Source organism: Pseudarthrobacter naphthalenicus, from assembly GCF_029076445.1.
Lineage (GTDB): Bacteria > Actinomycetota > Actinomycetes > Actinomycetales > Micrococcaceae > Arthrobacter > Arthrobacter naphthalenicus.
Map to the genome: position 1 here is coordinate 36,673 of NZ_JARESG010000014.1, position 17,364 is coordinate 54,036.

A 17,364-nucleotide genomic window follows, 5' to 3' on the forward strand; every position below is an offset into this window, starting at 1 on the left:
AAGGAGATCGTCGTGTCCGACGCACCTGTTCCCGAGGAAAAACTGTCCTACCGGCTCATCACCGGCACGGACGACCGCACGTTCTGTGAGCGGATTTCCGCCGCCCTCGCCGAGGGGTACGTCCTGCACGGCAGCCCGGCCGCGACGTTCAACGGCACCGCCGTGATCGTTGCCCAGGCCCTCATCCTTCCGGCGGCCATCGCCAGTGCGGATGCCGCCGTCGCCACCGCCGTGGAGGATCTCGAGGCGGGCGACGATCTTGAGTTCGACGGCGAGGGCCACGCATGAGCTACGCCGGAGACCTCACGCCGCAGGAGGCCTGGACCAAACTGGAACAGGGCGCCATCCTGGTGGATGTCCGCACGGAGGGCGAATGGGCGCACATCGGCATCCCGGACACAAAGGCGACCGAAAACGATCCCCTCTTCATCCCGTGGACCTTCCCGGGCGGGATTCCCAATCCGGATTTTGTTGACCAGCTGAAGCAGCAGGCGCCGGAGGACACCAGCACCGAACTGGTTTTCCTCTGCCGCTCCGGCCAGCGCTCCATCGCCGCCGCCCTTGCCGCCACGCAGGCCGGATTCACCTCCTACAACGTCCTCGAGGGCTTCGAAGGCGAGCCGGACCGCTACGGCGGGCGCACGGTCAACGGCTGGAAAAACCGCGGCCTGCCCACCAACCTCGGAAGCAAATAAATGACTTTCAACGACGAAGCTGCCGGCTGGAGCCCCGACACCCAGGCGGTCCGCGGCGGTTTGGACCGCACGCAGTTCCAGGAAACCACCGAGCCGATCTTCCTGAACTCGGGTTTCGTCTACGAGTCCGCCGCCGCCGCCGAGCGCGCGTTCACCGGCGAGGATGAACGGTTTGTCTACTCCCGCTACGGCAACCCCACGGTGGCCACGTTCCAGGAACGCCTCCGGCTTTTGGAGGGCACCGAGGCATGCTTCGCGACGGCGTCGGGCATGTCAGCGGTGTTCACCGCCCTGGGTGCCCTGCTGGCTGCCGGTGACCGCGTGGTCGCCGCCCGCTCGCTGTTCGGTTCATGCTTTGTGATCCTGAATGAGATTCTGCCCCGCTGGGGCGTGGAGACGGTGTTCGTGGACGGCCCGGACCTGGAGCAGTGGCGGGCGGCGCTTGCCGAGCCGACGACGGCGGTGTTCTTCGAATCGCCGTCCAACCCCATGCAGGAAATCGTGGACATCGCCGCGGTCAGCGAGCTGGCGCACGCGGCGGGTGCCACCGTGGTGGTGGACAACGTCTTCGCCACCCCGTTGCTGCAGCGCTGCGGGCAGCTGGGCGCTGACGTGATTGTCTACTCCGGCACCAAGCACATCGACGGGCAGGGACGCGTGATGGGCGGTGCCATCCTGGGCACGGCCGAGTTCATCAACGGCCCGGTCAAGCAGCTGATGCGGCACACCGGTCCGGCCCTGTCCGCGTTCAACGCCTGGGTCCTCACCAAAGGCCTCGAAACCATGGCCCTGCGCGTCAACCATTCGTCCGCGTCCGCGCTACGGCTCGCCGAATGGCTCGAGCAGCAACCCGCCGTCAGCTGGGTCAGGTACCCGCTGCTGGCGTCGCACCCGCAGTATGAGCTGGCCGCCAGGCAAATGAAGGCCGGCGGCACCGTGCTCACCCTGGAACTCGCGGCAACGGGCGGCCGCTCCGGCAAGGAGGCTGCCTTCGCACTGCTGGATGCGCTGCGGATCATCGACATCTCCAACAACCTAGGTGATGCGAAGTCCCTTATTACCCACCCGGCCACCACCACGCACCGCGCCATGGGCCCGGAAGGCCGCGCCGCGATCGGGCTCAGCGACGGCGTGGTGCGCCTGTCCGTAGGGCTCGAGGACGTGGATGACCTCATCGGGGACCTCGAACAGGCGCTCAAGCACGTCTAGCGGCGAAGCTGGCTGGACGCCGCCTCCCGGACTGCCGCGCTGAGCTGGTTGAGGACCGGGGAGTCGATCTTCCAGCGCTGCCAGTACAGCGCAACATCAACCGGGTTGTCCGGCGCCAGTTCCACGAGGTCCCCGCTCCCGAGACCGGCCAGGCAGTGCTGCTCGGGCAGGAGCCCCCAGCCCAGTCCCAGCCGGATGGCCTGCGCAAATTCGGCCGACGACGGCACGTAGTGCCGTGGCGCCGCCAAGTCAGTGCCGGTCAGCGCGCGGAAGAATCCTGCCTGCAGGTCATCCTTCCGGTCGAAGTCCACCACCGGTGACCGGCTGCCGGCCACGAGGCCGGACCCGTCCGGCCACCAGCGGCGCACGTAGGCCGGGCTGGCCACCGCACGGTACCGCAGTGACCCCAGCGGCTCCACGCTGCACCCCGGAACGGGCTCCGGCGTGGCGGTCACGGCTGCCATGACCGCGCCGGTGCGCAGCTGCCGGGTGGAATGCTGTTCGTCCTCCCTCCGGAGTTCAAAACAGACGCCCGGTTCCCCCGGAAGACTCGCCAGCGCCGGCAGGAACCAGGTGGACAGCGAGTCGGCATTCACCACCAGCGGGATGGGCGCGCCCGGTCCGCTTTGGCCGCCGTCCAGCTCCTGGCGTGCATCCCCCTCCAGCTGCCTGACCTGCAGGGCAAATCGCAGGACGGCCTCCCCGGCGGGAGTCGGCCGGACCGGACTGGTGCGCTGCAGCAGGATCTGGCCGGCCGCATCCTCCATCGCCTTCAGCCGCTGGGAAATCGCCGACGGCGTGACGTGCAGGGTGCGGGCTGCCGCTTCCAGGGTGCCCTCCTCCACCACCGCGGTAAAGGTCCTGAGGTGCTCCAGCTGAAACGCTTTCATTAGTTTTCCTTCATATAAGTAAGAATGTTTAGCTGGAGTAATCCTAGGCCGGACCGTACCTTGAACCATATGGACTCCACAGAATTGCTCGCGCCCGCAGCGCTTGGCTTCGGCACCGGCCTGGCCCTCATCGTGGCCATCGGCAGCCAGAACGCCTTTGTCCTGCGGCAGGGCATCCGCGGTGAGCATGTGGCCGCCGTCGTCCTCATCTGCAGCGTCTCGGATGCCATCCTTATCGCGGCCGGGATCGCCGGGGTGGGGGCCTTGCTGCAGGCGAACCCGATGGTGGTGGACGTGGTCCGGTTCGCCGGAGCGGCGTTCCTGCTGGCCTACGGCGTCATGGCGGCGCGCCGGGCGCTGCATCCGGGCGCCCTAACGGCGGCCGCCCGGCAGCCCGCCGTCGGCCTCGGCGCCGCACTCGGCACCGTGCTCGCCCTGACCTGGCTCAACCCTCACGTCTACCTCGACACCGTCCTGCTGCTGGGATCCGTGGCCAACCAACAGGCGCATGACGCGCGGTGGTGGTTTGGTGCCGGCGCCATCGCAGCCAGCGTGGCGTGGTTCAGTGCGCTCGGCTTCGGGGCCCGCGCGCTGCGGCCCTTCTTCGCGAAGCCCGCCTCCTGGCGCATTCTGGACGGCCTCGTGGCTGCCGTGATGCTGACATTGGGGATACGGCTGGCTGTCGGCGGCTGACAAACCACGGCAGCACAAAAGGGAATGGGCCGGAGAAGCTGTTGAACCTCTCAGACCTGCCGCACGCGCAGCAGGTCCGGAACTTCATCCACCTCAGTCATGCCGGATGTGCCGCGCATGGTGATGCCCACGGCGTGGGCAACAACGGCGCCCAGCCCGCTGTCCTCAGGCGACACTTCAGCAGCCGCCTCCCGCACGCGGCACTGCTCGGCGGCACCGGTACCCCGGGAAATGATGTCCTCCACACCCTGCCTGGCAAGGGACAGCTCCCCCTGTTCGGCGAGCACGGGCGCCAGGTAATCCACGAGCGCACGCACCACGTCCACCGCCGGCGCGGGCCGGAACGTGCCGAAGTCCAGCAGCTCGCCGCCCAGGCCGCTGCTGCTCGCCTGCCAGGCCGCCATCCGGAGCAGCACGGTGGGCACCGGGGCCGGTTCCACCCCCTCGCGCCATTCCCGGCTGGCCGTCTCCACCAGGGCCCGTACCAGCACGGCGATCAGGGCGGCATCCTCAGCCCGGAGGCAGACATCGGCAACCCGGACCTCAACCGTCGGATGGTTCCGGGAGAGCCGGGCGTCGAAGTAGATCATGCCCTCGTCCAACATCACCCCGCTGTCCAGCAGCCGCGTCACCACCCGGCGGTACTGGGAATACGTGCCGAAGATGCCGGACGGGCCGGACGTTGGCCAGCGGTTCCAGGCCTGCGTGCGGTAACTGGCGAAGCCTGTGTGCATCCCCATCCAGAACGGCGAGTTGGCACTGAGGGCGGTGAGGACAGCCAGTTTGTCCCTGATCCTGTCCAGCACGGCCACGCCCTCTTCGTTGGACTCGATGGCCGTATGGACGTGGAAGCCGCAGGTCAGCTGTTCCTGGGCGGTCAGGCCAAAGCGCTCCAGCATCCGTGCATAACGCGGGTCCGGGGTGGTGTGGCTCGCCAGCCCGAACGGGGAAGTGGCCAGCGCGGCCACCCGCGCGCCGAATTTGCGCGCTGCCCGGTCCGCGAGCAGCCGCCCGGCCCGGATCTGCGGGAGCAGTTCGGCATACTCGCGGCACGGGCGCGTCTGCGTCTCGATCTGCTCAAGCTTCAGCTCGGCACTCAAGCCCATTTCGTCGTCGTACGCGGTGTGGTCCCGGGTCCTGCCCGCTTGCTGGTCCGGCGGGGCGTCGTCGGCCGCCAACCGGTGCCCTGAAAGCAGGGCATCCGCCAGGGCAAGCGGCAGCCCGGACTCCGGATCAACGATCAGGAGCTCTTCCTCGACCCCGAAAGTTCGCATGACTATATTGTGCGCCAAGCCGCCGGGGGTGCGGCAGCCCGGTCCGGGTGGCAGGACGAGGCCGAGGGGCAAGCCAACCGCGGCTAGTCCTGGAAGTACTCCACCTTGGCGCCGATGGCGTTGAGCCGCTCGGCCAGGTCCTCATAGCCGCGCTCGATCACGTAGATGTTGCGCAGCTCGGAGACTCCCCTCGCGGCGAGCATGGCCAGCAGCAGGCACGCGGCCGGGCGGAGGGCCGGCGGGCAGCCCACCTCGGCGGCGCGCCACTTGGTGGGTCCGTTGACGTAGATCCGGTGCGGGTCCAGCAGCTGCACCTGGGCGCCGAGCCGGTTCAGCTCCGTGAGGTAGATGGCCCGGTTCTCGTAGACCCAGTCGTGGATCATGGTCTGGCCGTGGGCGTTGGCGGCGATGACCGCAAAGAACGGCAGGTTGTCGATGTTCAGCCCGGGGAACGGCATGGGGTGGATCTTGTCCTCCGGCGCCCGCAGCTCGGACGGCTTGGTGGTCACATCCACCAAGCGGGTCCGCCCGTTCCGGGCCATGTATTCTCCGGAGATCTCCAGCTTCTGGCCCATCTGCTCCAGCGTGGCCAGCTCGATCTCCATGAACTCGATGGGGACCCGCCGGATGGTCACCTCGGAGTTGGTCACAATGCCGGCGGTGATCAGGCTCATGGCTTCGATCGGATCCTCGGACGGGAAATATTCGATGTCGGCATCCACAAACGGCCGGCCGGTGATCTTCAGGGTGGTGGTGCCCACGCCGTCGATCTGCACGCCGAGCATCTCCAGGTAGAAACAGAGGTCCTGGACCATGTAGTTGGGGCTGGCGTTGCGGATGATCGTGGTGCCGCGGCGGTGGGCCGCCGCCATGATGGCGTTCTCGGTCACGGTGTCCCCGCGCTCAGTCAGCACAAAGGAGCGGTCCATGGTGTCCGGCTGCGGAGCGCGGACGGCGTAAAAACCCGCGGTGGCCTCCACCGTGAGGCCGAACTCGCGCAGGGCCTGCATGTGCGGTTCCACCGTTCGGGTGCCCAGGTCGCAACCGCCGGCATACGGCAGGCGGTACTCGGAGCTCTCGTCCAGGAGGGGCCCCAGGAGCATGATGACGCTACGGGTGCGGCGTGCCGCGTCCACGTCCATGGCGGCCAGGTCCAGGACTTCCGGGCGGCGGAGTTGAAGGTCGGTGTCGTTCAGCCAGGTGCATTCCACGCCGATGCTGGTCAGCACCTCCACGATCCGGTTGACCTCTTCGATCCGGGCGAGCCTGCGCAGGACTGTGGTGCCGCGGTTGATCAGGCTGGCGCACAGCAGGGCCACCCCGGCGTTCTTGCTGCTGTTGACGTCCACTGCCCCGGACAGGGTCCGGCCGCCTTCGATCCGCAGGTGGGTCATCTGCGGTTTGCCCACCTTGAGGATGCTGCGCTCGAAGATCGTTTCGAGGCGCTGGATCATCCTCAGGCTGAGGTTCTGCTTGCCCTGTTCCATGCGGGCGATGGCGCTTTGGCTGGTTCCCAGCGCTTCGGCCAGCTGGCCCTGAGTCCAGCCCTTGTCGATGCGGGCGTCCTTAACAGTGGCAGCAATGTGCTCTGCAGTTTCCTGAGTCATAGCTAAAAAATATCATAAATGAGTTATTTTGGGTCGATAGCCTAGCGGTTCGGCGGGGATTGGACTATAAATATCCACCTCATGCGATACACGTCTCATTCATAACGGTTTTGAATCACCCGTCACCGCCGGACTCCCGCCCGTTACCGCCACACGAAGTTCCAGGTCCCCATCCCGGCGGCGGCAACCACGGCGGCGGCAGCGATCAGCACCCCGCCCAGCACCACCCAGGCGTCCAGCACCGAGTAGGTGGATTCCCGCGCCCAGGTGCGGTGGCCGGTCCCAAAGCCCCGCGCCTCCATGGTGACGGCCAGCCGGGAGGCGCGCCGGATCGCCTGGACCAGGAGCCCGAAGCCCTGGCCGAGGGTGGCCCGGAGCCGCTCCAGCGGGCCCCCGTGGGAGCCCACTCCGCGGGCACGGCGCGCCATCCCGATGGTTTGCCATTCCTCGGCCAGCAGTCCCACCAGCCGCATCGCCGCCAGGGTGCCGAGGACGAACCGGTGCGGGAGCCGGGCCTTCTGGGCGAGGGCGTCGGCGAGGTCCGTCGGGTCGGTGCAGGTCATCAGCAGGATCGCCGGCAGGGCTATTGCCAGGCCGCGCAGCATGAACCCGAGTCCCAGCTGCAGGGAACCTTCGCTGATGGACCAAATGCCGACGTCGAGCAGTACAGCGCCGCTGTCCGCGGCCACAATGGCTGTGCTCCAGCCGCCCACCGCTGCCGCGATGATCAGGGGCCAGCCGCGCTGCCAGAGCAGGCGCAGCGTCAGTCCGGCCAGCGGAAAGAGCGCCAGTTCCGCAACCAGCGCCACCGAGGCGGACACCCAGTCGATGGAGAGCGCCAGGACCAGGGTGATCAGGAAGACGGCGGCGAATTTGGCCAGCGGATTGGCGCGGGTCAGTACGGCGTGGTTTCCGCCCAGCGTCAGGGCGTCCCTCATCCTGTCCCTGCTTCCTGGCGGGCGCCGCCCCGGGAGGCCGGGCCGAGCCGCAGTTCGGTGCCGCCCAGGACGGCGGTGAATTCTTCGTCGTGGGTCACGGAGACCACGGACGTCCCTTCGTCGAGCAGTTCGGACAGGAACGAGGCGAGCTCGGCCCACGTGTTGGCGTCCTGGCCGAACGTGGGTTCGTCGAGCACCAGGACCCGTGGATGGGCTGCGAGGACGGTGGCCACCGACAGCCGGCGCTTCTCTCCACCGGACAAGGTGTAGGGGTTCGCCTCCACCAGGTGGGTCAGGCGCAGCCGCTCCAGCAGTTCGTCCACACGTTCCTCCCCGTGCCCCAGATGCCGCGGACCGAACATCAGTTCATCCCGGACGCGCCCTGTGACGAACTGGTGCTCGGGCTCTTGGAACACCGTGCCGATCCGCGAAATCAGCTGCTTGGCCTTCCACCTGAACGGATCAATTCCGGCGCCTTGGGAAAGCTCGACGGCGGCGGAAACCTTTCCTGCCACCGGCGCCAGCAGTCCTGCGAGCGTCAGCGCGAATGTGGACTTCCCGGCGCCGTTGGGTCCGGTGACGGTCAGTGCCTGGCCGGCCCGGACCTGGGCGGTGATGCCCGTTTGGACGGGAACCGGCGGGATGGTCCGGAACCCCCGGCGTCGCGGGCGCTCACGGGACACTGCAAGGTGCTCGGCTGCAAGCAACAGCTCCGCCGTTCCGCCGGAGCTACCCGAGCTTCCGGAAGCGCCCAAGCTGCCGGAAGCGCCGGTCCGGGGACGCGTGGCCGGAACATACCCCGGCACCCACACCCCGGCGTTGATCAGCATGTCCCGCGCCTCGGCGAGCACCCTGTCCGGCGGCCCGTCCAGGAGCACTGCGGAGGAGCCGCCGGGGGTGCCGGAAGCAGTGCCGGCCCCCGCAGCCGCGCCGGGCTGCAGCACCACGATCCGGTCCACCAGGTCTTTCCAGACGGACACCCGGTGTTCCACCACCACCAGGGTGGCCCCGGTTTTATCGAGGGAGCGGCCCACCGCGTCACGGACCTCCAGGACGCCGGCCGGGTCGAGGTTGGCGGTCGGCTCGTCCAGCAGGATCAGCCCTGGCCGCATCGCAAGGATCCCGGCCAGCGCCAGCCGCTGCTTTTGGCCGCCGGACAGGGCCGACGTCGGGTGGTCCAGGGGAAGGCCCGCCGCACCGTCCGGGCGGCCGGCACTCCGCAGCCCGACGTCGTCGAGCGCTTCGTCCACCCGCCGCCAGATCTCGTCCCGCGGCACGGCCAGGTTTTCGGCGCCAAAGGCGACGTCGTCACCCACGCGGGAGAGGACGACCTGGGTTTCAGGGTCCTGTTGCATAAGTCCGGCGCGGCCGCGCCGGACACGCGGCGCGGCGCCGTCAATCAGCAGCGTGCCCGTCTCATCGGCGTCGTCCCCTTCGTCCCCCAGCACCCCGGCCAGCGCATGCAGCAGTGTTGATTTGCCGGCGCCTGAGGGGCCCAGGAGCAGCACCCGTTCACCGGGTGCGATGTCCAGGTCCAGCCCGTGGACGGCGGGTACGGCGCGGCCGGCGTGCCGCCACCCCCAGCCGCGGGCGGACACGGCTGCGGGGCGCACGGCGGAGGCGCCGGCGTCGGAAGCGGCCATCAGTTGAAGACGGGCTCCGAGGAGGCCTTCCGGGACGCGAAGGAGCTCAGCACACCGGTCCTCGCGAGGCCGCGGGTGGCCACCCAGGACACGGCACCGGCGATTACGGCGCCGGAGATGGCGCAGAAGAGAATGTAGGCGGCTTTGTCGCCGGCCTCGTAGGCGATGTTCCAGCCCCACGGGAGGAACGAGTCGTTCAGGCCACAGAAGAGGCCTGCCCCGGCACCTGCCAGCATGGCGGTGGGCAGGTTGAACTTCCGGTAGCCGAACGCGGCGAACACCAGTTCCGCGCCGAGGCCCTGCAGGATGCCGGAGATCAGCACGGTGGTGCCGTACTGGGATCCCATCATGAGCTCACCGGTGGCGGCCACGGCCTCGCAGAACAGTGCGGCGCCCGGCTTGCGGATGACGAGCATGCCCAGAATGGCCGGAATCATCCAGCCGCCGGAGATCAGGCCGGTCAGGGGCGGGTAGGTGGCGTTCATCGGTGCCGAGACCAGCGCCGCGCCCTGGTCCCACGCCCAGAAGATCACGCCGCCGGCGATGGCGATCAGAGCCGCCACCACGATGTCCACTACGCGCCAGGTGTAGCCGGCCTTCTTGATGCTTACTGTTGTCATGTCAACCTCCTGAGGTACAGGAGGGGAGAGTATTCGCGGTTTCGGCCCGGCCTGCGCCGCCCGGATCCGGACACTCTGAGAAGCTCGACTCCCTTGCGCCGGTACTAACCGGATCAGGTTCGAGGGTCTGCGGCTGTCCGCACTCTCAGCGCCCACCACCGGCTGCATTCCTGCAGTGCCCGACGGCGGCGCTCCCCTGTCGTAATAAATCTGCCCTGATGGGCGTGACCCAGTTTACACCGCAGCCGCGGTAGATTGTGGGCCATGACTGCCGAACCGTCCGATGTGACCCTGTTCGATCCCGATGCCGGCGGGAGCCAGCCCCCCGGTTCGCTGGAGGCATTGATTGCCAGGATCGACGGCGAGATCAGCGAGCTGCAGTTCCCGCGGTTCAGCAAGGACGATTCGCTCAACCTGGGGCTGCTGCTGGTGGAGCTGGGCAAAACGAGGAAGCTGCCCATTGCCATCGACATCACCAAGGGCGAGCAGGTCCTGTTCCACGTGGCCCTGGACGGTGCCACGCCCAACAACGAGCACTGGGTGCGGGCCAAGCAGCGCACAGCCGCGCGGTACGAAATCCCATCGCTGCTGGTGGGCCTGCGGGCAAGGCTGCGGGGCGGCAGGATCGAGGACCAGGGCTGGTATGACGAATCCGTCTATGCCGCACACGGCGGGTCCTTTCCCGTGTACGTTGCCGGCGTGGGCGCCGTGGCCACCGTGACCGTCTCGGGGCTGCCGCAAATGCAGGACCATGACCTCGTGGTGGAGGCCCTCAGGGAGATTCTGGGGTCCATGCGCCCTGCCTGAATGCCGGCTGGGACGCTGATCACGTTAGGCTAAAGGCAGTCCCCCGATCCGCCCACAAGGAGTTCACCCCATGAACCTGTTCATCAAGCTGCTCGGCACCGGAATCAGCCTCGCCGCCGGGTTTGTCGGCACCAAGGTAGTCAACACCGTCTGGGAAAAGTCCACCGGCCGGAAGCCCCCCACCGGCAAGCACGAAGACACCCCAACGAGCCTTCGGTCCGCCCTGACCTTCGCGCTGATCTCGGCCTCGGTCAGCACCATCATCCAGGTCCTCGCCAACCGCGGCACGCAGCGGGCCATCACCCGGTTCGCGAAGACCCAGGACATCGTCTAACGGATTTACCGTCCGGCTGCCGGGCTGTGGCTCGGCGCTCTTGTTCGGGCCACAGCCCGGCGCTCTTGTTCGTGGCTCTTGTCCGGGTAAAATCCTCAGCGGTCAGGACTCTTCGTCGCGGGCCGACTTGGCCGCTTTCTGGACCACGGCCTCCAGGTCATCGGAGCTGAGCAGCTCCCGGTGCATGTGCTTGGTGCGGTAGCCGGCCCGGCCCACCATGTGCGCGGACACCGGCACCGTCAGCAGCTGGAAAATCCATGCCACCAGCAGCACCGGCCACACCCACCACGACCGCATCTGCAGGCCGATGGCCGCCAGGAGCAGGAACAGTCCCAGCACCTGAGGTTTGGTGGCCGCGTGCATCCGGCTCAGCAGGTCAGGGAAACGGAGGAGCCCGACGGCGGCCGCCAGGGACATGAGGGCACCCGCCACCAGGAATACCGCCGTCACGGTGTCGATTACGTTGTCCACCAGGCTCGCCTCAGGATTCATGGGTCTGCTCCCGCCGGTCGGCCACGAAGCGTGCCACTGTCACGGAGCCGATGAAGCCAACCACCGACAATGCCACGAGCAGCATCAAGTTGTTCAGGTGCCGGTTCACGGCCATGTCGATGCACAGGGCCGCGCCGAGGATGGCCAGCAGCACATCGGAGGCCAGCACCCGGTCCAGCAGCGAGGGGCCCCGCGCAATGCGGATGATGGCGCCGGCCGCGGCCGCCGAGAGGATGACTGCCGTGACAGCCAGGACAATTTGCATCATGCCGGGGTCTCCTGCCGCACTGCTTCGAGTTCTTCCCTGCTGCCCATGATGCGGATCAGACCGGCTTCAATGGACCGGACTTCCTTGCGCAGGCTGGCCACGTCCTCGGCGTTGCTGATATTGAGCGCGTGCAGGTAAAGGGTGGACGTTGAACGGTCCACTTCCACAACCAGGGAACCCGGGATCAGCGAAATCACGTGCCCCACGGCGGTGACGATGAGGTCCTGGTGGCTCCGCAGCGGGACGGCGACGACGGCGTTGATCACCTTGGGGCCGCGGACTACCGCCAGGTACATGACCTCGATGCTCGCTGCCGCCACCCGGGCGATGAACCGCAGGGCGAAGGGAACCGCGTGCAGGATATTGAACCTGCCGCTGAGCTCCACCGGCGGCAGGTAGAACATCCGGGCCACCAGCACGGCCAGCAGGGCACCGAAGAGCAGGTTGCCGGGACTGAAGTCCTGCCAGAGCGCACCCCAGACGATCACCAGCCACACCAGGAGGGGAATCTCCTGGCGCAGCGAAAGGCGGCGGCGGCTCATTCGCCCCCACCCGCTTTCAGCGCCAGGGGCGGCACCTGGGTGTCCTCACCGAGCACCGCCTGGATGTACGAGGACCTTTCCAGCATCTCCTGGGCCGCCTGATCCGCCACCTTGAACAGCGGGCCGGCGAAGACCGTAAGGGATACGCCCAGCGCCACCAGCCCGAGGGTTGAGCCCACCATGGTGCGGGGCAGCAGGGTCACGCTGTCGCGGCCGGCCCGCCGGCCGGTGGCTGATTCCTCGCGCGCCGCCAGGAGAACGGGGTCCGGGTGCTCTGCGTCCGAGGGCTTCCGCCAGAACGCACGGTTCCAGACTCGCGCCACGGCGAGGAGCGTCAGCAGGCTCGTGACCACGCCGCCGATCACCAGCGCGTAGGCGAGCGGAGTCCCCAGTTCAATGCCGGCCTGGATCAGGCCCACCTTGCCCAGGAACCCGGAGAATGGCGGTATGCCGGCCAGGTTCATGGCGGGCACAAAGAACAGGAGCGCCAGGACGGGGGAAAGCTTGGCCAGTCCCGCCAGCCGGTCCACCGAGGAACTGCCGCCCCGGCGTTCAATGAGGCCCGTGACGAGGAACAGGCTGGTCTGGATGGTGATGTGGTGGGCCACGTAGAACACGGCAGCGGCCAGCCCGGCCACCGAGGACATCGCCAGCCCGAACACCATGTAGCCGATGTGGCTCACCAGCGTGAAGGACAACAGACGTTTGATGTCGCTTTGGGCGAGGGCGCCGAGGATTCCCACCACCATGGTCAGGAGCGCCACCACCATTAAGGGAGTGTTCAGGCTGTCGCCGGGGAACAGCAGGGTCTCGGTGCGGACCATCGCATACACGCCCACTTTGGTCAGCAGGCCGGCGAACACGGCGGTGACCGGGGCGGGCGCGGTGGGATAGGAGTCCGGAAGCCAGAAGGACAGCGGGAAAACGGCCGCCTTGATGCCGAAGGCCACCAGGAGCATCACATGCAGCAGCGTCTGTGTTCCCTCGTCCAGGTCCGCGAGCTTGATGGCGAGGTCTGCCATGTTCACCGTGCCGGTGGCGCCGTAAACCATGGCGATGGAGATCAGGAACAGGACGGAGGACACCACGGAGACCACCACATAGGTGACGCCTGCCCGGATGCGGGGTCCCGTCCCGCCCAGGGTCATCAGGACGTAGCTTGCCGTCAGGAGGATCTCAAAACCGACGTACAGGTTGAAGAGGTCCCCGGACAGGAACGCGTTGGACACCCCGGCCACGAGGATCAGGAAGGTGGGGTGGAAGATCGATACGGGGGCGTCCTGATCGCCGTCGGCCATGCCCTGCCCGGTGGCATAGATGAGGACGGCCAGGCTGACGGCGGAGGAGACCACCAGCATGAGCGAGGAGAACTGATCCACCACCATGGTGATGCCCCAGGGCGGCAGCCAGCCGCCGATGTTCACGGCGGCTGTTCCGCCCTCCCACACAGAGGCGAGCAGGGCGCATTCCAGGAGCAGCGTCAGGGACAGCACACCGATGCTGACCGCCCGCTGCGCCCGGGAATGCCGGAACAGCAGGAAGGCCAGCGCGGCACCAAAGATGGGAAGCAGGACGGCAAGCGGGGCAAAGCTTGTGATGTTCACTTCACACCTCCTTCGGGGCCGGGGGTTACGTTTCGGGAACCGGGTTGCTCTTCGGCCGCGGCATCCACCGCGGGAATCGTCCGGGCGCCGGCCACCACCGACTCCCCGGACTCTTCAGGGTCTGATTGATCCGCATAGTCCGAAACGCCGCTGCCGTCGCTGCCAAGCATCGTCAGCGGAAACTCGGACGTCTCGGCCGGGATCTCGGCGTCGTCCTCGGCATCGAACCTGGGCGTCGCGGCCACGCGGCGGTCCTCGACGTCGTCCTGGATCTCATCCTGGCGCGCCAGGACCCAGGTGCGGTAAATGATGCCGAGCATAAACGCGGTGACGGCGAAGGAGATCACGATCGACGTGAGGATGAGTGCCTGCGGCAGCGGGTCCGCGTACTCGTTGGCACCGGTGTCCTTGTTGAAGAACGGAGCCAGGCCGGCATAGCCGCCCGTGGTGAGGATCAGCAGGTTCGTGGCGTTGGTCAGGAGCATCAGCCCCAGAAGCACCCGGGTGAGGCTGCGTTCCAGGATCAGGTAGATCCCGCACGCAAACAGGGCACCCATCACCATCAGCAGGGTCAGGTTGACACTCATCCTTGGCCCTTCACTGTGGTTTCGGCGGTGAGGCTCACGGCCTCGTGCCCGTCGGTTGAAACGGCACCGGCCATCGCGTCCTCAACAAGGGAGTCCGGTGCCGGTTCGTCCTCGTTTCCGTCAAAATGTTCGTCGATCTCGGAGCCCAGGCTGCGGAGCACGTCCAGCACCAGGCCCACCACCACGATGTACACGCCGATGTCGAACAGGGTGGACGTGACGAACTTGATGTCGCCAAACACGGGGAGCCAGAGTTCGATGATGGCGCTCTGGAACACCTGGCCGCCCAGCAGGAGCGGCACCACACCCGAGGCGGCCGCCGTCGCAAGACCAATGCCCAGCAGGGTGCCGGCGCCTACGGGGGTGGCCTCCCGCAGTTCGAAGCGCCCGCCGGCCAGGTAGCGGATGGCGAGGGCGAGTCCCGCCGTGAGGCCGCCGGCGAAACCACCGCCGGGCAGGTTGTGCCCGGCCAGGAGGAGGTAGAGCGAGAAGATGATCAGCGAGTGGAAGATCAGCCGCGTCACCACTTCGAAGATGATGGAGCGCCGCTCGGGGGCCAGGGTCCGGCCGGCCACGATCCAGGCGTCCCGTGTGGAGGCGGCAAACTTCCGGCTGAGGGCCAGCGACGCGGCTTCGCGGGATCCCGGGTCCGCTGCCGATTGCCGTCCCACGCTGCCTTCGGCGATGGTGGAGGACATCCTGAGCCGGTCGCCCCGGCCGCGGACAAAGATCAGGCTGGCGACGCCGGTGGCCGCGAGCGCGAGGACGGAAATTTCGCCGAACGTATCCCAGGCCCTGATGTCCACCAGGGTCACGTTGACGATGTTCAGTCCGCCGCCGCCCTCGTACGCCAGCCTCGGAAACTCCAGCGACACGGGGGCAGCCACCCGGGCGCCCATCGCGTAGATGGCGGCGAAAACCATGGTGATGCCGAAGGCGGCGCCGATAATCACGCGGACCACCCGGTATCTCCCGCCGGTCCGGTCTCGCAGCTCGGCCGGCAGGCTGCGCATGGCCAGGACGAACGCCACCAGGATGATGGTTTCCACCAGCACCTGGGTCAGGGCCAGGTCCGGCGCGCCCTGCAGCGCGAACATCAGGGCAATCCCGTACCCGGTCACCGACACCATCAGCACGGCGAGGAACCGCCGGTTGGCCTTGACCGCGGCCAGGGCCCCGATCACGATCCCGGCACCCACCACGGGCTGGAGCGGGGAGAACGGATCACTGAAGTACAGGTTCGTCGGCAGGGTTTTCCCGGCCACAAGCATGGTGGTCAGCGGGAGCGCAAACGCCATGGAGAGGATCACGGAGAGATAAAAGTAGAGCGAACCACGCTGGGTGCGGCCGGTGATCCACACGGCCACATCATCCAGCGCGCCGATGGTGAGCTGGTAGAACCGGTCCCCGTCGATCCAGCCGGGTACCCGGGACTGTGCCCGCCCCACCAGCTTCCGGCCTGAGTGCATGGCCAGGCCGAGGACGAACGTCAGCGCCGTCAGTCCGAGCGCCGGATTCAGCCCGTGCCACAGCGCGAGGTGCCCGGCCTGCTCAACCGGTGTGCCGGCGTCGGCCGCGGTGGACGCAAAGAGGGCCGCATACGGCTGGATCCAGGCATCCACCGGGGTTGGCCACAGGCCATAAACAATGGTGAGGAGGCTCAGGAGCGCGGGGGCCGCCAGGAAGGAGGGCCGGACGGCCTTGAACGGTGTGGGATCCACGCCGGACTTGACGGCGAACGCCCCCCACATGAATCGGGCGCTGTAGGCGAACGTGAGGACCGAGCCCAGGACGATGCCCGCAAGCACAACGGTGCTCCAGGGGTCTCCCCCGGAGGCGTGGTGAACGAAGGCCTCCAGGACCGATTCCTTGGCGACAAAGCCGGCCAGCAGCGGAACGCCCGCCATCGACGCAGCGCCGATGCCGGCCACAATGCCCAGCGCCCGGGACGAGCGGAAGACGCCGGAGAGCTGGCGGACATCACGCGTTCCGGCCTGGTGGTCGATGATGCCCACCACCAGGAACAGGGTGGCTTTGAAGAGGCCATGCGCCAGGAGCATGGCGAGGCCGGCGAGCGCGGCGTCCGGCGTTCCGAGTCCCACCACCATGGTCAGGAAACCCAGCTGGCTGACGGTGCCGTACGCAAGGATCAGCTTAATGTCGGTCTGCCGCAACGCCTGGTACCCGCCCACCAGCATGGTGGCCAGGCCAAGCCCCAGCACAACGGGCTGCCAGTAGGCGGTCTCCGAAAAACCCGGCGCAAGCCTGGCCACCAGGTAGATGCCGGCCTTAACCATGGCTGCGGCGTGCAGATAGGCGCTGACCGGCGTGGGCGCCGCCATGGCGCCCGGCAGCCAGAAGTGGAAGGGCACCAGCGCGGATTTGCTGATGGCGCCCACGAGGATGAGTACGACGGCGGTGGCGACGATGCCGCTGTCCGGTCCGGTCACCAGCGTGGCCGCCTGCGCCATAATCGCCGAAATGCGGTAGGTTCCGGCGCTGTAGCCCAGCATGATCAGGCCCACCAGCATGGCCAGGCCGCCGGCGGTGGTGACCATCAGGGCCTGCAGGGCGGAGCGCCGGGCGGCCAGCCTGGTGCGGGCAAAGCCGATCAGCAGGTAGGAAAGGATGGTGGTCAGTTCCCAGAAGATGAACAGCAGGAGCAGGTCATCCGCCACCACCAGGCCGAACATGGCCCCCGCGAAGGCGAGCAACTGCGCTCCGAAGCCACCCAGATCCTGGTCCTTCTCACTGAAGTACCGGGCGCAGTAGATCAGCACCAGCGCGCCCACACCCAGGACCAGCAGGGACGTCACCCAGGCCAGCGGATCCAGCCGGAAGGCCAGCTCGAGCTTCAGCCCGGGGATCCAGGGAATGACCTCTGCCACGGCCCCGGAGTCCGAGTAGACGGCGCCGTACTGGAACAGCAGCCAGATGAAGGACGCGGCAGGCACGGCCGCCAATGCATAGAACGCGTTACGGCCCCACATCCTGAACAGGAGGGGCGCCACAGCAGCCACCGTAAACTGCACGGCAAGGACTGTGATCACTGTTATCTCCGCAACGTCAGGGATTCGTAAACAAAAAAAGTTAGGGCAGGCGGTCAATCGTCAGGTTCGGTGGCCACAGTTTATCAAGCCGTTCCAGCCGTTTTCCGCGCG

The 17,364-nt window shown here is 67.5% G+C and carries 18 protein-coding genes and 1 riboswitch; of the genes, 6 read left to right on the forward strand and 12 right to left on the reverse strand.

Translation table 11 applies throughout. The annotated features are described in order from the left end of the window. The first annotated feature begins 12 nt into the window (after nt 1–12). From PY310_RS14315 to PY310_RS14325, 3 genes are read left to right on the forward strand one after another with little or no spacing between them, the layout of a single operon-like run. Nucleotides 13–288: a DUF1737 domain-containing protein gene (locus PY310_RS14315; RefSeq protein ID WP_275215135.1), complete on the forward strand. Its 276-nt coding sequence runs from the start codon at nt 13–15 to the stop codon at nt 286–288. After that, a complete protein-coding gene (locus PY310_RS14320; RefSeq protein WP_275215136.1) occupies nt 285–695 on the forward strand; it encodes a rhodanese-like domain-containing protein in 411 nt (136 codons plus the stop codon). The genes PY310_RS14315 and PY310_RS14320 overlap by 4 nt, the downstream gene beginning before the upstream one ends. Beyond that, nucleotides 696–1,904: an O-succinylhomoserine sulfhydrylase gene (locus tag PY310_RS14325; RefSeq protein ID WP_275215137.1), complete on the forward strand. Its 1,209-nt coding sequence runs from the start codon at nt 696–698 to the stop codon at nt 1,902–1,904. It abuts the gene before it with no gap. Here the strand turns inward: PY310_RS14325 and PY310_RS14330 are convergent. Beyond that, nucleotides 1,901–2,794 (reverse strand): LysR family transcriptional regulator ArgP, encoded by an 894-nt coding sequence (locus PY310_RS14330; RefSeq protein ID WP_275215139.1) that lies wholly within the window; start codon nt 2,792–2,794, stop codon nt 1,901–1,903. The genes PY310_RS14325 and PY310_RS14330 overlap by 4 nt on opposite strands. Before the next feature lie 69 nt (nt 2,795–2,863). Here PY310_RS14330 and PY310_RS14335 point away from each other — a divergent pair, with 69 nt between their 5' ends. Further along, nucleotides 2,864–3,487 carry a LysE/ArgO family amino acid transporter gene (locus tag PY310_RS14335; protein WP_275215140.1) on the forward strand — a complete coding sequence of 208 codons (624 nt, stop codon included), beginning with the start codon at nt 2,864–2,866 and terminating at the stop codon, nt 3,485–3,487. Nucleotides 3,488–3,537: 50 nt separating this feature from the next. Here the strand turns inward: PY310_RS14335 and PY310_RS14340 are convergent, their stop codons facing one another. From PY310_RS14340 to PY310_RS14360, 5 genes are all read right to left on the reverse strand, one after another. Then, nucleotides 3,538–4,761 (reverse strand): glutamate--cysteine ligase 2, encoded by a 1,224-nt coding sequence (locus PY310_RS14340; RefSeq protein ID WP_275215141.1) that lies wholly within the window; start codon nt 4,759–4,761, stop codon nt 3,538–3,540. A gap of 83 nt (nt 4,762–4,844) precedes the next feature. Beyond that, nucleotides 4,845–6,368: a UDP-N-acetylglucosamine 1-carboxyvinyltransferase gene (locus PY310_RS14345; protein WP_275215142.1), complete on the reverse strand. Its 1,524-nt coding sequence runs from the start codon at nt 6,366–6,368 to the stop codon at nt 4,845–4,847. Nucleotides 6,369–6,511: 143 nt separating this feature from the next. Beyond that, entirely contained in the window at nt 6,512–7,306 is a 795-nt protein-coding gene (locus PY310_RS14350; RefSeq protein ID WP_275215143.1) for an energy-coupling factor transporter transmembrane component T family protein, read from the reverse strand. Next, nucleotides 7,303–8,949 carry an ABC transporter ATP-binding protein gene (locus PY310_RS14355; protein ID WP_275215144.1) on the reverse strand — a complete coding sequence of 549 codons (1,647 nt, stop codon included), beginning with the start codon at nt 8,947–8,949 and terminating at the stop codon, nt 7,303–7,305. The genes PY310_RS14350 and PY310_RS14355 overlap by 4 nt, the downstream gene beginning before the upstream one ends. Continuing rightward, nucleotides 8,949–9,569, reverse strand: coding sequence for an ECF transporter S component (locus PY310_RS14360; protein WP_275215145.1), 621 nt, complete (start codon nt 9,567–9,569; stop codon nt 8,949–8,951). Before PY310_RS14360 ends, PY310_RS14355 begins: the two co-directional genes overlap by 1 nt. A gap of 72 nt (nt 9,570–9,641) precedes the next feature. Further along, nucleotides 9,642–9,777, reverse strand: a riboswitch (TPP riboswitch). 56 nt (nt 9,778–9,833) lie between these two features. Here PY310_RS14360 and PY310_RS14365 point away from each other — a divergent pair. Both PY310_RS14365 and PY310_RS14370 read left to right on the forward strand, forming a co-directional pair. Then, entirely contained in the window at nt 9,834–10,376 is a 543-nt protein-coding gene (locus tag PY310_RS14365; RefSeq protein WP_275215146.1) for a heme-degrading domain-containing protein, read from the forward strand. Between the two features lie 70 nt (nt 10,377–10,446). Then, complete coding sequence (locus PY310_RS14370; RefSeq protein WP_275215147.1) at nt 10,447–10,710, forward strand: DUF4235 domain-containing protein; 264 nt, start codon at nt 10,447–10,449, stop codon at nt 10,708–10,710. Nucleotides 10,711–10,812: 102 nt separating this feature from the next. On the opposite strand, the gene mnhG is transcribed toward PY310_RS14370, so the two are convergent. From mnhG to PY310_RS14400, 6 genes are read right to left on the reverse strand one after another with little or no spacing between them, the layout of a single operon-like run. Beyond that, nucleotides 10,813–11,202 carry a monovalent cation/H(+) antiporter subunit G gene (gene mnhG, locus PY310_RS14375; RefSeq protein ID WP_275215148.1) on the reverse strand — a complete coding sequence of 130 codons (390 nt, stop codon included), beginning with the start codon at nt 11,200–11,202 and terminating at the stop codon, nt 10,813–10,815. Next, complete coding sequence (locus PY310_RS14380; RefSeq protein WP_275215149.1) at nt 11,192–11,470, reverse strand: MrpF/PhaF family protein; 279 nt, start codon at nt 11,468–11,470, stop codon at nt 11,192–11,194. Before PY310_RS14380 ends, mnhG begins: the two co-directional genes overlap by 11 nt. Then, nucleotides 11,467–12,012, reverse strand: a complete 546-nt coding sequence (locus tag PY310_RS14385; RefSeq protein ID WP_275215150.1) for a Na+/H+ antiporter subunit E — start codon at nt 12,010–12,012, stop codon at nt 11,467–11,469. Before PY310_RS14385 ends, PY310_RS14380 begins: the two co-directional genes overlap by 4 nt. Next, the gene (locus tag PY310_RS14390; RefSeq protein WP_275215151.1) at nt 12,009–13,616 is read right to left on the reverse strand and encodes a Na+/H+ antiporter subunit D; all 1,608 of its coding nucleotides are present in this window, start codon (nt 13,614–13,616) and stop codon (nt 12,009–12,011) included. The genes PY310_RS14385 and PY310_RS14390 overlap by 4 nt, the downstream gene beginning before the upstream one ends. Continuing rightward, nucleotides 13,613–14,203 carry a Na(+)/H(+) antiporter subunit C gene (locus tag PY310_RS14395; protein ID WP_275215152.1) on the reverse strand — a complete coding sequence of 197 codons (591 nt, stop codon included), beginning with the start codon at nt 14,201–14,203 and terminating at the stop codon, nt 13,613–13,615. Before PY310_RS14395 ends, PY310_RS14390 begins: the two co-directional genes overlap by 4 nt. Then, nucleotides 14,200–17,253, reverse strand: a complete 3,054-nt coding sequence (locus PY310_RS14400; protein ID WP_275215153.1) for a Na+/H+ antiporter subunit A — start codon at nt 17,251–17,253, stop codon at nt 14,200–14,202. Before PY310_RS14400 ends, PY310_RS14395 begins: the two co-directional genes overlap by 4 nt. Nucleotides 17,254–17,364: the final 111 nt, after the last annotated feature.

Bases quoted from the DNA above. Each gene is read 5' to 3' on its own strand.
- PY310_RS14320 (WP_275215136.1), top strand. From the start codon at position 285: ATGAGCTACGCCGGAGACCTCACGCCGCAGGAGGCCTGGACCAAACTG.
- PY310_RS14325 (WP_275215137.1), top strand. From the start codon at position 696: ATGACTTTCAACGACGAAGCTGCCGGCTGGAGCCCCGACACCCAGGCG.
- PY310_RS14330 (WP_275215139.1), bottom strand. From the start codon at position 2,794: ATGAAAGCGTTTCAGCTGGAGCACCTCAGGACCTTTACCGCGGTGGTG.
- PY310_RS14335 (WP_275215140.1), top strand. From the start codon at position 2,864: ATGGACTCCACAGAATTGCTCGCGCCCGCAGCGCTTGGCTTCGGCACC.
- PY310_RS14340 (WP_275215141.1), bottom strand. From the start codon at position 4,761: ATGCGAACTTTCGGGGTCGAGGAAGAGCTCCTGATCGTTGATCCGGAG.
- PY310_RS14345 (WP_275215142.1), bottom strand. From the start codon at position 6,368: ATGACTCAGGAAACTGCAGAGCACATTGCTGCCACTGTTAAGGACGCC.
- PY310_RS14350 (WP_275215143.1), bottom strand. From the start codon at position 7,306: ATGAGGGACGCCCTGACGCTGGGCGGAAACCACGCCGTACTGACCCGC.
- PY310_RS14355 (WP_275215144.1), bottom strand. From the start codon at position 8,949: ATGGCCGCTTCCGACGCCGGCGCCTCCGCCGTGCGCCCCGCAGCCGTG.
- PY310_RS14360 (WP_275215145.1), bottom strand. From the start codon at position 9,569: ATGACAACAGTAAGCATCAAGAAGGCCGGCTACACCTGGCGCGTAGTG.
- PY310_RS14365 (WP_275215146.1), top strand. From the start codon at position 9,834: ATGACTGCCGAACCGTCCGATGTGACCCTGTTCGATCCCGATGCCGGC.
- PY310_RS14370 (WP_275215147.1), top strand. From the start codon at position 10,447: ATGAACCTGTTCATCAAGCTGCTCGGCACCGGAATCAGCCTCGCCGCC.
- mnhG (WP_275215148.1), bottom strand. From the start codon at position 11,202: ATGAATCCTGAGGCGAGCCTGGTGGACAACGTAATCGACACCGTGACG.
- PY310_RS14380 (WP_275215149.1), bottom strand. From the start codon at position 11,470: ATGATGCAAATTGTCCTGGCTGTCACGGCAGTCATCCTCTCGGCGGCC.
- PY310_RS14385 (WP_275215150.1), bottom strand. From the start codon at position 12,012: ATGAGCCGCCGCCGCCTTTCGCTGCGCCAGGAGATTCCCCTCCTGGTG.
- PY310_RS14395 (WP_275215152.1), bottom strand. From the start codon at position 14,203: ATGAGTGTCAACCTGACCCTGCTGATGGTGATGGGTGCCCTGTTTGCG.